Origin of the sequence: Acidipropionibacterium virtanenii (genome assembly GCF_003325455.1) — a bacterium.
Classification (GTDB): domain Bacteria; phylum Actinomycetota; class Actinomycetes; order Propionibacteriales; family Propionibacteriaceae; genus Acidipropionibacterium; species Acidipropionibacterium virtanenii.
Genome location: NZ_CP025198.1, coordinates 3,387,506 through 3,402,749, shown reverse-complemented (window position 1 = coordinate 3,402,749; position 15,244 = coordinate 3,387,506). Strand labels below are relative to the sequence as shown.

Below are 15,244 nucleotides of genomic sequence, written 5' to 3'. Positions count from 1 at the left end.
AGAAACCTCATGAAACTCTCGATGAATGTCACCACGACGTTCTACGGAAACGTCGTCAACGACATCAAGGTCGCCAAGGAAGCCGGATACGACGGCGTCGAACTGCAGAGTCCGAAGCTGTACCGCTACCTCGACCAGGGATTCGCCGCCGAATCCGTCGTCCCGATGCTCGAGGGCATCGAGGTGTCCGGCATCGGTGCCGTCCAGGAGGCCCCCCTCGACGACTTCAGGGCCGAGGCCGAGCGCCTGGCCGCCCTCGGCCAGATGTACGGGGCCCCGAGCCTCCAGATGTGCACCGGCCCGGTCGACGTCCAGGTGGTCAAGGACTTCGAGGCAGGAAAGCTGGAGCCCGGTGATCCCCGGTTCCGCGGGCTGCTCGGCCGGCCCGAGGACGAGGTGATCACCGAGACCGCCAAGCGCGTCGGCCTGGCCGCCGACATCGCCGCCGACCACGGCCTGGGGCTCTACCTGGAGCCCCTCGGTTGGGCGCCGGTACACACCCTGCCGCAGGCCCTGCGGATCCTGGAGATCTGCGACCGAGACAACCTCGGCCTCACCGTCGACTTCTGGCACTTCTTCGTCGCCGGGGACACCCCCGAGGACGTCGCGAAGCTCGATCCCTCGATCATCCACGCCGTCCACGTGTGCGACGGCGTGCCGGTGCCGGCCGGGGAGATCCCCGATCAGGGCGTCTCCCGCAACGTGATGACCGGCGGCGGCTCGATCCCGCTGCAGGAGTGGGTCGACGCCGTCAAGGCCACCGGCTACGACGGCTGGTACGCCTCGGAGATCTTCTGCGACAAGGCCAACGAGTTCGACTTCCTGGAGGTCGCCCAGACCCTGCGCAACCTCATGCACATCCTCTGCGCCTGAGCTCTGCTCATCCCCACCCCTGTCAGTGCCTCGTCCGGACCTCTGGGCGGGGCACTGATCATGTGTCGGGGTGGTTCGGCCTCACTGGAACCGGCCGCTGGGTGGGAGGCGGGGGCCGGAGCCTCAGACCGGTTCGGAGTCGGGGAAGTCGGCCGGCAGCGGGGCCGGGCGCCGGCAGCTGCTGGCCACGTCGACGAAAAGGCGTCGGCGCGAGGACGTGTAGATCGACTCGATGACGTCCAGGACGTGGTGGGCGAGTTCCCCGGAGCAGCGCATCGGGCGTCCCTCGGCGATGGCGAGCACCTCGTCCACCAGACCGATGCCACGACTGTTGATCCGGGGGACCGACGGGTCTGCGCCGAAGTCGGTCTCGTTGAACCGGTGATGGTTCTCGGCCGCCGTCCAGGGCATCGGGTCGGGGCGGGGGATGTCCTTGAACCGGGCCTCGTCGAGGGTCCTGATCCACAGCGGACCGCCGAAGATGTTCGGCCCGGCCATCGGCTCGGCCTCGGGCATGCACAGAGTGCCGCTGGTGCCGTAGAGCTCCAGGCGCGGCAGCTGGGAGTCGGGGACGTCGGTGCTCACCAGCAGTGTGACGATGGCCCCGGACTCGAACAGCAGGCTCGCCGAGACGTGGGTCTCCACCTCCACGGGGATCGGCCGGCCGGCGATCGGCCCGTAGTGGGCGGTGCGCTCGTCGAAGGTCCTCTTGCCCATCGCCGCGACCTGGCGCACCGGGCCGAGCAGGGAGACCAGCACGGAGACGTAGTAGATGCCGATGTCGGCGAGCGGGCCCACGTCGGCCCGGTAGGACTGGAAGGGACTGGGATGGAACCACTCCAGCCCGGGGTAGACGATGGTCGCCACCCCGGCGGTGATCTCGCCGACCTGCCCGGAGTCGATGATCTCGCGCATCGTCTGGGCCCGCCCGCCCAGCCAGGTGTCGGGGGCGCAGCCCAACCTCAACCCCAAGTCGTGAGCATGATCCAGAGTCCTGCGGGCATCCTGCGTGGTGGTGGCCAAGGGCTTCTCGGAGTAGACGTGCCGGCCGGCGGCCAGGGCCGCGTCGTTGATCGCCGCGTGGGCGTCGGGGGTGGTGAGGTTCAGCACCAACTCCACCTCGGGATCGGCCACCAGCTCCTCGACGGTGTCGTGGACCCTGCCGATGCCGTACCGGGCGGCCTGCCGTTCGGCCTTGGCCCGGGTGCGGTTCTGGGCGGCGACGAGCCTGACGACCTGCGGGTACTTGTTGAGGTTGGCCAGGTAGACGTCGGAGATGTCCCCGGTGCCGATGACCCCGACTCCCATGGGTTCCATGCTGCCGCCTCAGAACCCGAAGGTGTCCTTGAGGTACCTGCGGGCGTTGACCGCCTGGACGAAGGGGTCGGCGATCGCCGGATCCTGCTCGGCCTCGATCATGAACCAGCCGTGGTAACCGGCGTCCAGGACGGGACGCAGCAGCGGGCCGTAGTCGGTCTCGCCGTCGCCGGGGATGGTGAAGACGCCGGCCAGGATCGAGTCGAGGAAGCTCAGCTTCTCCTGCTTCGCCTTCTCCACGATGGCGGGGCGGACGTCCTTGAGGTGGACGTGGCCGATCCGGTCGGCGTACTTGTTGACGATGGCGGCCGGGTCCTCGCCGGAGAACAGCAGATGGCCGACGTCCAGCAGCAGCTTCACCTTGGAGGGGTCGGTGGCGGCCATCAGCCGGTCGATCTCGGCGGTGGTCTGCACGCCGGTGCCCATGTGGTGGTGGTAGGCGATGATGAGGCCCTTCTCGGCGGCCCTCTCGCCGATCCTGTCCAGCCCGGCGGTCAGGCGCTCCCACTCCTCGTCGGTGTAGGTGGGCTTGCCGTCGAAGATTCCGACGTCACGGCGACCCTGGATGGTGTGGCCCTGCTCGGCGACGTTGATGCAGTCGGCGCCCAGGGCCGCCATGTAGTCGCGGAAGGCGATGAACTCGGCCTCGACCTTCTCGTAGGGCTCGGTGGTCAGGTGCAGGCCGTGCCAGGCGGCGGCGATCCTGATGCCGCGGATCTCGAGCTGGGGCTTGAGGATCGCCGGATCCTTGGGGTACTTGTTGCCGATCTCGGTGCCCTGGAAGCCCGACAGCGCCACCTCGGAGAGGATCTGCTGATAGGTGGTCTCCCCGCCCAGCGTGGGCATGTCGTCGTTGGTCCAGCCGATGGGTGCGATGCCCAGCTTGATGTCGCTCATACTTGTCCTCACATTCGTGGGCCTGCGGTGCCCACACGGATTCGCTCGTCTGCCTTGACGGCCAGTAGAAATCTAGCACGTACCAGGTGAAAAGTCCGCACAATTCAGGGGGTGAGCGGGTGAGGAAGGACCCGGGCTTCGTCGCCATGGGCTACACCAGCAGCCAGACCCCCAGACCGGCGGTTCCGGCGACCAGGCAGGTCGCCAGCAGGGCCAGCAGGACCGGGCGCAGTCCCAGGCGCAGCAGAGATCTCATGTGCACCCCGCATCCCAGGCCGAACATTGCGGCGGTCAGCAGCAGGGTCTGGCCGGTCGTGGCGGCGCCCGTGAACCAGGCGGGCAGGACACCGGTGGTGGCGATCGCGGTCGCGACGATGAATCCGGCGACCCACAGCGGGATGATCGGCGGGCGGCCGGCGGGGATGACGCCGGGGGTCGATGACACCAGACCGGCGCGGGAACGCGGATCGGACTGGAGCGCGCGGGAGCGCGACACGATCGCACTCAGCACCAGCATCATCGGGGCCAGCAGGACGACCCGCCCGAGCTTCACCAGAGTGGCGGTCTTGAGGGCATCGGGCCCGAGGATCTGGCCGATGGCCGCGACCTGACCCACCTCATGGGTGGAGGCTCCCGCCCACATGCCGCCGATGTGCGGATCCAGGCCGAGCAGATGGACGGTCGCGGGCACGATCCCGATCATCGCGGTTCCGAAGAGGACGACCAGTGCGACGGCGGCCGTGACGTCCTCCTTCTTCGACCTCAGGGTGCCGGCGGCCCCGGCCACCGCGGCGGCCCCGCAGATGGAGAAGCCGGCGCCGATGAGCAGACTCAGGCCCCGCGGCACACCGAGGATCCGGCCCATGAGCACCGTTCCCGAGAAGCCGATCGTCACCACCGCCACGATGACGACGACGGCTCCCCATCCCAGGGCCAGGACGTCGCCCAGGGCCAGCCGGAATCCCAGCAGCACGATGCCCGCGCGCAGCAGTGTCTTGGCGGTGAAGTTGATGCCCGGTTGCAGCGCCTCCGGGATCACCGGCACCGCATTGCGCACGATGATGCCCAGGATGATGGCGATCAGTACCGCCCCGAGATAGGGGATGAGGTGGGCGGCCAGCATGGCCAGCGCGGTGGCGACGGCGCAGACGCCGATGCCGGGAAGGAGCGCTGACCAGCGCCGGAGAAGATCGCCGGGGCGGCGCGGTCCGGGCCTGCCCGGGTGGGTGGGGACGGGTGCGGCGGCGGGGGACTCGGCGGTGTCAGGACTCACCCGCTCCACTCTGGTGGGCGGGACGGCGTGGCGGTAGAGGGCAGTTCTCCACCGTCCCATATCAACCTGATATGGCACGATGGGGGGATGCGAGACCCCGATCCCTCAGTGCTGCGCATCCTGGCCGAGCTGGCCCGCCAGGAGGCCGAGTCCGGACGGTCCTCGATCGGTTCGGTGGCTCGCAGCCTCGGACTGGCCCAGCCCAATGTCTCCCGCGCCCTGAGGGTCTTCGAGAAGGAGCGCGGGGTCCAGGTCGTCGAGCGGTCGCCCGCCGGATCGCGCTTGACCGACGACGGGAGGGCCGTGGCGTCTGCGGTGGAGCCGGTGCTGGAGGCGTACCGGAACCTCGAGGAGATCCTCACGGCACTGCGTCGGCACCGCTCGGCGAGTGTGCGGGTCAGCGCCTCGCTCACGGTGGCCGAGTACGTCCTGCCACCGATCCTGCTGAGGTTCCGGCGTCACCGCCCCGACGTCGAGGTCTCGTTGAGGATGGAGAACTCCGAGCACGTCCTGGAGCGGATCCGCGAGAGGGGGGCCGATCTCGGCTTCATCGAGTCCTTCGGGCGCCCGCGCGACGTGCACTACCGCACATTCGACCACGACGAGCTGGTGATCGTGGCGCTGCCCGGGCATCAGCGCGCAGACGGCCCGCCGCTGACCGCCGAGGAGCTGGCCGGGCTGCCGCTGCTGGTCCGGGAGCGCGGGTCGGGGACCAGGACGGTCATCGATCGGGCGATCCCGGGAGGCGCCCGGGTGGCCGCCGAACTGCCGAGCGCCTCGGCGATCAGGACCGCCGCCGCGACCGGGCGGGCGCCCGCGGCGATCTCACGGCTGGCGGTGGCCGAGCAGCTGCGCACCGGCGCCCTGATCGAGCTGCCGCTGGATCCGCGGGTGCGCCTGGCCAGGCCGCTGAAGGTCGTGTGGGCGCGCGGGAGGCTTCCCGAACCCGCGTCGCTGTTCCTGCAAGAGGTGCTCGGGCCGCCCGGATCTCTCAGCGTTCCCGGCGACTCCGGCCGAGGATGACGCCGACCGGGATCAGGGCGGCGGCGGCCAGCACGCCCAGCCCGTCGTAGCCGGCCACGGCCATCAGGGGGCCGCCGATGAAGGCGCCGATGGCGGCCGCGGCGTTCGACGCGGTGTCGGCCAGTCCCTGCACCCTGGCCCGGCTGTGATCGGTGACGGCCCTGGACAGGCCGGCCGAACCGGCGACACTCATGAACGACCAGCCCAGGCCGAGCAGTACCAGAGCGACGGCCACCGCGGTGAGATCAGCGTCGTCGACCAGCGTCAGGGTGGAGCTGGCCAGGAACAGCACGATGCCGATCAGGATGCCGGCGGGCGTACCGAACCTGTCGCAGACCAGACCCGAGACCGGTGCCAGGCCGTACATGCCCAGGATGTGGAGGCTGATGGACAGTCCGACGACTGTCAGGGATCCACCATGATGAGACATCTGGACCGGGGCCATCGTCATCACCGTCACCATCACCGCCTGCGCGGTGATGATCGCGACCAGGGCCAGCAGTGCGGCCCGGTCCGTGCGGCAGATCGCTGCGATCTCCCCGAGTCCGGCCCGGCGGCGGTGCCCCGTCCCCGGCACCGGTGACGGGGAGGGGGAAGGGGAGGCTGTGGCCAGCCGCGTGGCGTACAGCAGCGGGTCGGGACGCAGCCACAGCGCGGTGACGATACCGGAGGCCAGCAGGAAGCCGACCGCGAGGAGGAACGCCCCGGCCATGTCGGTCAGGCCGAGGAGTCGTGCGAGCCACTGCCCCGGGCCGCCCAGGTTGGGGCCGAGGACCGAGCCGATCGCTCCCACCCAGACCACCGTGCTCAGCGCACGTCCCTTCCCGGCCGGGGCCGCCAGGTCGGTGGCGGCGAACCGGGCCTGCAGCTGGGCCGCCGAGCCCACTCCCGTGATGAACAGTCCGACGATGAGGAGTATCAGGTTGGACATCTGGGCGGCGAGCACCAGCAGGGCGGTGCCCGCCGCCGCAACCGTCCAGCCCGTGCCCAGGGACCACCGTCGGCCGTGCCTGACCGCCAGGGCCGCCAGGGGGAGACCAGCGGCGGCGGCGCCCAGGGTGCTTCCGGTGCGGGCCAGGCCGGCCCACACCGGCGACTCGGTGACCTGCTCGGCGAGCAGCACCCCCACCGAGGGCACGACGCCCGACCCGACGGCCCCGATGATCTGGGTCAGCGACAGGACGATCAGGGTGTGTCGCTGGACGCGCCGGGCGGTCGGGCCGGTGACGTCGCCGGGAACGGCGGCGTCCCGGATTGCTGGAGCATTGCGCACGGGCCGGCAGCATAATCGGGGCACCGCGTGAACGCTCGCTCATCATCGGGAATGAGGGGATAACGTCTGGCTATGGCTCCTCGACTCAATCCGGACGCGCTCCGATACGCCTCGGTGGTCGCAGAGACCGGTTCCTTCAGCGCCGCGGCCAGGGCCCTCGGCGTCACCCAGCCGGCCCTGTCCAACGGTATCGCCCGGTTGGAGACCCAGCTGGGGCACCGGCTGTTCAGCCGCACCAGCCACGGCGTCGCCCCCACTCCGTTCGGCGACAGGATGCTGCCGCTGATCGATCGCGCCGTCCGGGCCCTCGACACCGTGACGGCCGAGGCCCGACGCTGGGACACCCCGGCCACCGGCGTCGTCCGGATGGGGGTCTCCCCGCTCATCAACCCCGCCCTGGTCGCCAGGGCCAGGGATGCGGTGCGGGGACTGGAGGGGGCCGACGGCGAGGAGGTGCGGCTGGTGCTGCGCCAGGCCAATCTCGCCGATCTGCGGGACGCTCTGGTGGCCGGCGATCTGGACATCATCGTCATCCCCTCGGTGGAGCCGATGCCCTGCTACGAGCACCGCGTCATCGACTCCGAACCCGTCGTCCTGGTCGAGGAGCGGGGATCCGGGGGACGCCCGGCGTCCCTGGAGGACCTCGCCGGCAAGGATCTCATCATGATGCCCGACACGTGCGGGCTGACGACCTTCACCCGCGACCTGCTGGCCGAGCGGGTACCGGTGCGCCACTACCCGGGCGAGGCGACGAGCTACCAGGTGCTCGAGGAGTGGTCGAGGCTGGGTATCGGCTCGGCGCTGCTGCCGCTGTCCAGGCTAGGCGATCCTGACGGGGGACGGCCGATCCGCGACGGCGACACGGATGTGGAGATCTTCTACGAGGCCGTCTGGGACCCGAATTCCCTGGCCGCCTGCGAACTGGCGGAGCTGGCCGGGCGACTGGCCGGGTGAGGCCCGTTCACGACGGGTGTGCCCGTGTTCAGGGCCGCCGGGCTGTCGCCCCTGTGGCAGGGCGACCCGGACATCCGCGTCTACGAGACCGCCTGAGGCCCCGCTTCGAGGCGTGTCTGCGCGGCGTCGAGTTCCCGGATGAGGCGTGCCGGGATGCCGCCGACGACGGTGCGCGGTGCCACGTCGCCGGTGACGACCGCGCCCGCGGCGACGACGGCTCCGTCGCCGATCGTGACCCCGGGCAGGATGGTCGCATTCGCACCGATCCACACGCTGTTGCCGATCACGACCGGCCCGGGCACCGTTGTGGCCCGGGACTCAGGATCGAGGTCGTGGTTGAGGGTGGCGATGACGGTGTTGTGGCCGACCAGAGCGTCGTCGCCGATCGTGATGCCGCCCTGATCCTGGAATCGGCAGCCGCTGTTGATGAACACCCGCTCGCCAAGGCGGATGTTCTTGCCGCAGTCGGTGGTGAACGGCGGGAAGATGCGGAATGATGCCGGCACCGGCCGGCCGGTGATCCGCGACATGATCTCGACCCGTTCGGCGGGCGTGGTGTACCGGGTGTTCAGTGTCATGCACTCCCGGATGGCCTCGTCGGCCAGGTCGTCCATCGTCTGGGCCAGATCGCTGCCGCCGGTGGCGGGCCGGCCGGCGTCCATGGCGGCGAGGAAGTCCTCGGTGTTCATGCCCCTACGGTAAGCGGCTTCCTTCCAACAGGCACGTGTTGTGGGGGACCCGGTCAGGGACTGGCACCGTGCCGGGGACCGGCGCATCATCGTCATCCCCCCCGTTCGTAACGACCGAGCGGCAGACACATTGAGCCATCCCGATATGACCACCACCGGGACCCTCACTCGGTTCTGGTCGGTGGTGGTCGCCGGCCGACTGTTCTGCCGGACTTACTCGGGAACCGACGGCAAGTGGCACCGGGCCGTGATCGCCCAGAAGGCCGGCAGGATCCGGACCATCGGGCAGACCTTCGACGTGGCCTTCGCCTCCATCGCCGACGACGCCCACCGGCTGGCGGCGTCATGAGGACTCGTCCCGGTGTCACCGCGTTGGGTGCCCGACGGGCCCCCTCGGCCGTATCCTTGGGCCCGGTCAGAACAGCCCGAGGAGGCCGCAAATGGGAAAGAACCCTACTCAGAGCGATGTCGCGCGCGTCGCCGGGGTCTCACGCGGCCTGGTCTCCCTGGCGCTCTCCGGCTCGCCGATGGTCGCCGAGGAATCCCGCCGCCGCATCATCGCCGCCGCTCAGGAGCTCGGCTACACCCGCGACATGGGGGCCGCGACGCTGGCCGCCGGTCGCTCCCAGGTGCTCGGCGTCGTTCTTCCCGACCTGCGCAACCCCTTCTTCGAGGGGGTGGTCGACGCCGTCCAGGCCCACGCCGCCACCCTCAGACTGCTGCCCCTGGTGGCCACCTCCTCCGACGACCGCGAGCGGGAGGCGCTCATTCTCACCCGGTTCCGGGAGTTGCGGGTGGCCGGGGTGATCATGGTCTCCCCGGTGCAGCCCCTGACCGATCTGGAGGTCGCGGCGACGGCGCAGCTGACCGTGCTCATCGGCGCCGACGTCGCCTCGGAGAGCCTGGACACCGTTCACGTCGACGAGGACGCCGCCGCCCGCCTGGTCGCCGACCATCTGGTCGAGCGCGGCTGGCGCTCGGTGGTCTCGCTGTCGGAGCACGTCGGCGACGGCGAGGTCTGGATCGAACGGCGCCAGGAGGCGCTCGCGACCGCCGCAGGGGCCGCCGGACTGCCGTTCGCCGGGGTCGAGGGCCGGCCCGGGCACGGTGCCTCGGCGGCCCTGCGCGAGTACCTGCCGCGGCTGGGGGAGCGCGCCGCGGTGGTGGCCCACAACGACCTGGTCGCGATCGACGCCCTGGCCGTGGCGCGCGACGCCGGGCTGAGGCCGGGACGCGACGTCGCGGTGATCGGATTCGACGACACCTACATGGCCCAGCGTCCCGAGTTCGACGTCACCTCGGTCTCCCAGGACACCGGGGAACTCGCCCGGCAGGCGATGGAGGCCCTGCTGGAGCGCGACGGGAGGACCGGACGCCACGAGTCGGTCGTGCAGCCGAGCCTGACGGTGCGCAGCTCCTCCTGATCGGCGGCGGCCCGCATCGCGTCCGGCCTCTCCTGTGTCTTCGCTATGCGCCTCGAACTCGGCGTTGGCCCTCTTGCAAGGGGATGAACGCCGAGTTCGAGGCGCATAGCGAAATGAGGGGGTCCGAAGGCCCGGCGCACGCCGACACGCCCGGCGAAAACTTGTCAGGACAATGTCTTGACATGGTGCGAGGAGGGTGTCATCCTGGATTCAGGTCAGATTTAACGCGCGTTAAATCTCCGGTCACCGGGCAACGAAGCGACCACCCGACAGAGCTCGAAGGAGATCTCTCCCATGGCACCCAAGACTGTTTCCGTCGCCGTCATCGGCGCAGGCATGGCGGGACGCACCCACGCCAACGCATGGCGCCAGGTCGGCACCGTGTTCGGCACCGAGGGCGTTCCGAACGTCCGCCTCGCCGCGATCTGCGACGCCTACCTCCCCTTCGCCGAGTCCGCCGCCAAGTCCTACGGCTACGAGCGGGCCACCGCCGACTGGCACGACATCGTCGCCGCCGACGACATCGACATCGTCTCCATCGTGGTGGCCAACAGGCTGCACCGCGAGATTGCCGAGGCCCTGGTCAAGGCCGGCAAGCACGTCCTGTGCGAGAAGCCGCTCACCGACAACCTGGACGACGCCAAGGCCATGGCCGAGATCGAGGCCGGGGCCGACGTCGTCACCGGCATCGGCTTCGGCTACCGCCGTCACCCCTCGATCGCCGAGATCGCCAAGCTGGCCGACGAGGGCTCGCTCGGCCAGGTGATGCAGTTCGAGGGCCGCTACTGGTGCGACTACGGCGCCGATCCGGACGTCCCGATCGCCTGGCGCTACAAGGGCCCGATGGGTTCCGGCGCCCTGGGTGACGTCGGCTCCCACATCACCGATGTGGCCGAGTTCATCTGCGGCCCGATCAAGGCCGTCAACGGCGGCACCTTCGCCACCGTCATCGACAAGCGGCCCCCGGCCGTCGAGGGCGTCTCCGGAGGACGCGGCGCCACCACCGGCGCCGAGGCCACCGAGACCGTCGAGAACGACGACATCGCCAAGTTCAACATCATCTTCGAGTCCGGGGCCATCGGCTCCATCGGCGTCTCCCGGGTCGCCTTCGGGCTGCCGAACTCCCTGCAGTTCGACGTCTTCGGAACCAAGGGCCGCGCCTCCTTCGACCTGGCCCGCTCGGGCGAGATCACACTGGACGACACCAACTCCCCGGTCGGCCTGCGCGGGCCCAAGCAGGTGCTGTCGGGGCCGGACTTCCCCTACTACAAGGGCGGCTCCTCAATGGACTTCTCCGGTGTGGGCAACACCCAGATCGAGCAGTTCACCTACCAGTGCCGCGCCTTCCTCGATTCCGTCATCGGCCTGGACGAGGGCCTGCCTCCGGTGCCCAGCTGGGCCCACGGCTACCGCGCCATGAGGATCGCCGACGCCGTGGCCCGCTCGGCGGCCGACGGCGGCGCCACCGTCGAGATCGACTGAGAGATCCGCAAGGCCCGCTGCCCGCCCCGGTCCAGGGAGGGCGGCGCGGTCCCGCCGGGTCACCCCGCTGGAGCGCTCCAACGCGCCTCATAGCATGATTTGTTCCGACAAAGGCTGTCCCTTTAAATCAACCCGTAACACCGCATAGAACAGGATTCACCATGAACATCGGTGCGTACACCGCCTGTCTTCACAACTACACGCTCGAGGAGTCCCTCGACATCCTCAAGGGCAACGGCCTCACGGGGGCCGAGGTCAACGTCGGCGGGTTCATCCCCTCGCCGCACTGCCCGGTCGATCTGCTGATCGGCTCGAAGACCGCCCGCGACGACTATCTGGGCATCTTCGCCGAGCACGGCATGCGGCTGGCCGGCTTCAACTGCTCCGGCAACGTGCTGGACCCCCAGCCCGACGTCGGCCCCCGCCACGACTACGACCTCAAGCGCGCCATCGAGCTGGCCGGCCAGCTCGGCGTCGCCGAGATCGTCTGCATGTCCGGATGCCCGGGCACCGACCCCGACGCCCACTACCCGGCCTGGGTGGTCAACCCCTGGAACGGTGAGCAGCTCGAGGTGCTGGAGTACCAGAAGAGCGTCGCCGACCCGTACTGGCGCGAGATGGACAAGCGCGCCCAGGACGCCGGGGTCAAGCTGGCATGGGAGCTCCACCCCCACAACATCGCCTTCACACCGGTGAACTTCCTCGAGTTCGCCGAGCGGATCGACGCCAAGAACGTCGGCGTCAACATGGATCCGTCGCACCTGATGTGGCAGCAGATGGACATCGTCGAGTCGATCAAGCTGCTCGGAGACCACATCTTCCACGTCCACGCCAAGGACACCAAGCTGTACCCGGGCGTGGCCACCCGCGGCGTCATCGACTCCAGCTTCGGCCCGGTCCCCGAGGATCCCGCCGATCGCACCCCCACCGGCATGGACCACTACTGCTCCTCCTGGCCCGAGGATCCCGCCTGGCGCTTCGTCGGCATCGGCGTGGGCCATGACGTGCCGTGGTGGACCGAGTTCATGCGCGCCGTCAAGGCGATCAACCCCGAGATGAACGTCAACATCGAGCACGAGGACCAGTCGATGAGCCAGCTCGACGGCATCGCCTTCGCGGCGAAGAACCTCTTGGAGGCCGAGAAGGCCGCCTGAGGGCCTCAGCCTCCGGTCCCCTCCTGTTCCTCGGGTGGAGGGGGTGACCGGAGGGCTTGCGCAGACGGATCTCCCGCTCAACGGGGCCTTTCGGCCCGATCGGGGCGGCGGATTCAATCGGTGAGTGCAACAGTGAACTGTTCGAAGAGTATCTCGCGGGGAGTGGCGTATCCCAGGACTTTGCGGGGTCGGTCGTTGAGGAGGTCCTGGACCTGGGCGATCTGCTCGTCGGTGATCTGGGAGAAGTCGGTGCCCTTGGGGAAGTACTGACGGATCAGACCGTTGGTGTTCTCATTGGTGGGTCGCTGCCAGGGCGAGTGCGGATCGCAGAAGAACACGTCGATATGGCTGGCCATGGCGAACCCGGGACTCTGGGCCATCTCGGTGCCCTGGTCCCAGGTCAGTGTCGTGATCTGGACCTGGTCGGGCAGCCCGGCGATCAGGCCGGCCAGCGCCTCGGCGACGGTCGCCGAGTCGTGGTCTGTCGGCAGCCGGGACATCAACAGGGTCCTGGACCGGCGTTCGACCAGGGTGATGACCGCGTTGGCCCCGCCGGCCCCGATGATCAGGTCCCCCTCCCAGTGGCCGGGCACCGCCCGGTCATCGGCTTGTGGGGGACGGGTGGTGATCTCGTGGCCGGTGACCCAGGGCCGGTTGCCGCGGGCGGGCAGCTTGGAACGGGGTTTACGGCCCTTCCGCCCACTGCGCAGGGCGGAGGCCACCTCCAGTTCGTGACGCAGTGACCCGGCGCCCTGGACGTAGAGGGCCTGATAGATCGTCTCGTGGCTCACCGCAGCCTCTTTACCCCACCAGCGTTCCAGGCGTCCGGAGACCTGCTCGGGTGACCAGCCGGCGTTCAGGCCCTCGATGACCCGGGCGCGCAGCAGCGGATCGGCATCCAGTTTCCGGGGCTTGGGCCGGGCCCGCATCCGGTCGGCCCGCTCCTGGGCGGTCGGGGCCCGGTAACCCACCGCCGTCGATCCCCGGGCGATCTCCCGACAGATCGTGGAGGGCGCGACCCCGAGCTCGGCGGCGATCTGGCGCATTGACCGTCCCTGGGACCAGTAGACATGGATCAGGGTCCGGTCGGCCAGGTCCAGCCGGGCCCCATGAGAGGGACGGACCTGGGGGAACTCGACAGCCTGGGCGACATAGGCACCTGTCATCCCGCCATTGTGGCCCCGAGCCAGACTGATACCGGCCTCACGGATCCATCGACCGCCCAGATCCTGGGACACCCCGGCACGCCGACAGGCGGCGATTGCCGACATGCCCTGGCCCACCAGGTCCAGGACCTGCAACCGCACCCACTCACCCAACTGTGGCCAACGACTCATCACAACACCTCTCACTCCCGGGTGTTGCACTGAACCCCTGAACCTGCCGGCCTGAACCCCCGTTGAGCGGGAGATCCGTCTCTTCACGGGAGCCTGATCGGAGAACCTCATGGCCGGGACGGAGCTCTCCACGGAGTGTCATCTTCTTCACATCTTCAAAATTTGTCGTTACAAAGCGCGATTCGCTCGCTATGCTTGTACCAGCGGCCGGCGGAGGGCCGCAGGCCTGCCGAGGCTCTGACTCCAACGAAGGACTCACGAATGTCTGTACAAATTCCGGAAACCATGCGGGCGGCTGTCCTGCGCGATGTCGACAAGGGCCTGGAGGTGGGGGAGATCCGTACCCCTCATCCCAAGGCCGGTGAGGTGCTGGTCAAGGTCAGCGCCTGTGGGCTGTGCCATTCCGATCTTCACGTGATCGGCGGCGCGATCGCCTTCCCGAAGCCCGCCGTACTGGGCCACGAGGTGGCCGGCGAGATCGTCGAGGTCGGGCCGGGCAATGAGCACAACGACCTTGCTGTGGGCCAGCATGTGGCAGGAGCCTTCCTCATGCCCTGCGGCCAGTGCGAGGCCTGCGCCGAGGGCCGCGACGACCTGTGCGCCCCGTTCTTCGATCTCAACCGCATCCAGGGCAAGCTCTACGACGGCACGACCCGGCTGGCGGATCTGGACGGCACCCCGATCGCCATGTACTCCATGGGTGGACTGGCCGAGTACTGCGTGATCCCCTCGACGTCGGTGGCCGTGGTGCCAGACGCCATCGATCCCGTCAAGGGCGCCATTCTCGGCTGTGCGGCGATGACGGCCTACGGCGCGGTGCGCCGCGGGGCCGATCTGCGCTACGGCGAGACCGTGGCGGTGGTGGCCACCGGCGGGGTGGGCTCCAACATCATTCAGATCTCCAAGGCCTTCGGAGCCAAGCAGACCATCGCCATCGACGTCGCCGACGACAAGCTGGAGGCGGCCCGGGCGCTGGGCGCCACCGACGTCGTCAACTCGATGAACGAGAACGTCCATGACGCCGTGTTCGCGCTGACCGGTGGGCGCGGTGTGGACGTGGCCTTCGAGGCGCTGGGCCGCCCTCAGACCTGGAACTCGGCGCTGGACGCGCTGCGCGACGGCGGCCGGATGGTGCCGATCGGCCTGGGCGCCGGCGTCCAGACCGCGGAGGTGGAGATCAACCGGACGGTGCGCCGGTCGCAGTCGATCATCGGCAACTACGGCGCCAGGACCCGTCAGGACCTGCCCGAGGTGGTGCGGATGGCGGCCGAGGGCTCGATCCACTACCAGGACATCGTGACCCGCAAGTTCTCCCTCGACCAGGCCGGCGAGGGCTACGAGCTGCTGAAGGCCGGCAAGATCCAGGGGCGTGGCGTCGTCGACATGTCGCTGTGACCCTTCGCGGCCGTCTCGGATTCCCGTGGACGTTGTGAGTCCGTGGGGTGAACTCGCCCCACAGAATCACACCGTCGGCGTCACAGTGACCCGGGCAACGAGACCGGCCGCGACCGTGTGAAGCCCCCGTGCGACCGATCTGCTGCCGGTCGC

General features: G+C 69.3%; 14 protein-coding genes. 8 read left to right on the top strand and 6 right to left on the bottom strand.

Going from position 1 to position 15,244, the window contains the following annotated elements:
* Positions 1-9 precede the first annotated feature (9 nt).
* Positions 10-873, top strand: a complete 864-nt coding sequence (locus tag JS278_RS15615; RefSeq protein ID WP_114045996.1) for a sugar phosphate isomerase/epimerase family protein — start codon at positions 10-12, stop codon at positions 871-873.
* 123 nt (positions 874-996) lie between these two features.
* On the opposite strand, the gene JS278_RS15610 is transcribed toward JS278_RS15615, so the two are convergent.
* From JS278_RS15610 to JS278_RS15600, 3 genes are all read right to left on the bottom strand, one after another.
* Positions 997-2,181 carry a Gfo/Idh/MocA family protein gene (locus JS278_RS15610; protein WP_220150006.1) on the bottom strand — a complete coding sequence of 395 codons (1,185 nt, stop codon included), beginning with the start codon at positions 2,179-2,181 and terminating at the stop codon, positions 997-999.
* A gap of 18 nt (positions 2,182-2,199) precedes the next feature.
* A complete protein-coding gene (gene iolE / locus JS278_RS15605) occupies positions 2,200-3,087 on the bottom strand; it encodes a myo-inosose-2 dehydratase (RefSeq protein WP_114045994.1) in 888 nt (295 codons plus the stop codon).
* Positions 3,088-3,238: 151 nt separating this feature from the next.
* Positions 3,239-4,360: a YeiH family protein gene (locus JS278_RS15600; protein WP_220150005.1), complete on the bottom strand. Its 1,122-nt coding sequence runs from the start codon at positions 4,358-4,360 to the stop codon at positions 3,239-3,241.
* 87 nt (positions 4,361-4,447) lie between these two features.
* On the opposite strand from JS278_RS15600, the gene JS278_RS15595 reads away from it, so the two are divergent.
* Entirely contained in the window at positions 4,448-5,383 is a 936-nt protein-coding gene (locus JS278_RS15595; protein ID WP_114045992.1) for a LysR substrate-binding domain-containing protein, read from the top strand.
* On the opposite strand, the gene JS278_RS15590 is transcribed toward JS278_RS15595, so the two are convergent.
* Complete coding sequence (locus JS278_RS15590) at positions 5,352-6,656, bottom strand: MFS transporter (RefSeq protein ID WP_220150004.1); 1,305 nt, start codon at positions 6,654-6,656, stop codon at positions 5,352-5,354. The two genes, JS278_RS15595 and JS278_RS15590, sit on opposite strands and share 32 nt — an antisense overlap.
* Before the next feature lie 72 nt (positions 6,657-6,728).
* Here JS278_RS15590 and JS278_RS15585 point away from each other — a divergent pair, with 72 nt between their 5' ends.
* Positions 6,729-7,610, top strand: a complete 882-nt coding sequence (locus tag JS278_RS15585) for a LysR family transcriptional regulator (protein WP_114045991.1) — start codon at positions 6,729-6,731, stop codon at positions 7,608-7,610.
* Between the two features lie 80 nt (positions 7,611-7,690).
* Here JS278_RS15585 and JS278_RS16630 read toward each other — a convergent pair whose 3' ends face one another.
* On the bottom strand, positions 7,691-8,299 hold the full coding sequence (locus JS278_RS16630; RefSeq protein ID WP_114045990.1) for a DapH/DapD/GlmU-related protein: 609 nt from the start codon (positions 8,297-8,299) through the stop codon (positions 7,691-7,693).
* Positions 8,300-8,444: 145 nt separating this feature from the next.
* Here JS278_RS16630 and JS278_RS15575 point away from each other — a divergent pair, with 145 nt between their 5' ends.
* The 4 genes from JS278_RS15575 to JS278_RS15560 all read left to right on the top strand — a co-directional run bounded on the left by JS278_RS15575 (position 8,445) and on the right by JS278_RS15560 (position 12,359).
* Positions 8,445-8,648 carry a DUF2255 family protein gene (locus JS278_RS15575; RefSeq protein ID WP_114045989.1) on the top strand — a complete coding sequence of 68 codons (204 nt, stop codon included), beginning with the start codon at positions 8,445-8,447 and terminating at the stop codon, positions 8,646-8,648.
* Positions 8,649-8,739: 91 nt separating this feature from the next.
* Positions 8,740-9,723: a LacI family DNA-binding transcriptional regulator gene (locus tag JS278_RS15570; RefSeq protein ID WP_114045988.1), complete on the top strand. Its 984-nt coding sequence runs from the start codon at positions 8,740-8,742 to the stop codon at positions 9,721-9,723.
* A 294-nt stretch (positions 9,724-10,017) separates the two neighbouring features.
* Positions 10,018-11,205 carry a Gfo/Idh/MocA family protein gene (locus JS278_RS15565; RefSeq protein WP_114045987.1) on the top strand — a complete coding sequence of 396 codons (1,188 nt, stop codon included), beginning with the start codon at positions 10,018-10,020 and terminating at the stop codon, positions 11,203-11,205.
* Positions 11,206-11,366: 161 nt separating this feature from the next.
* Positions 11,367-12,359 (top strand): sugar phosphate isomerase/epimerase family protein, encoded by a 993-nt coding sequence (locus JS278_RS15560; RefSeq protein WP_114045986.1) that lies wholly within the window; start codon positions 11,367-11,369, stop codon positions 12,357-12,359.
* A 113-nt stretch (positions 12,360-12,472) separates the two neighbouring features.
* Here JS278_RS15560 and JS278_RS15555 read toward each other — a convergent pair whose 3' ends face one another.
* Positions 12,473-13,696, bottom strand: a complete 1,224-nt coding sequence (locus JS278_RS15555; RefSeq protein ID WP_181833770.1) for an IS30 family transposase — start codon at positions 13,694-13,696, stop codon at positions 12,473-12,475.
* Between the two features lie 261 nt (positions 13,697-13,957).
* Here JS278_RS15555 and JS278_RS15550 point away from each other — a divergent pair, with 261 nt between their 5' ends.
* On the top strand, positions 13,958-15,091 hold the full coding sequence (locus tag JS278_RS15550) for a zinc-binding dehydrogenase (RefSeq protein ID WP_181833769.1): 1,134 nt from the start codon (positions 13,958-13,960) through the stop codon (positions 15,089-15,091).
* The last annotated feature ends 153 nt before the right edge of the window (positions 15,092-15,244 follow it).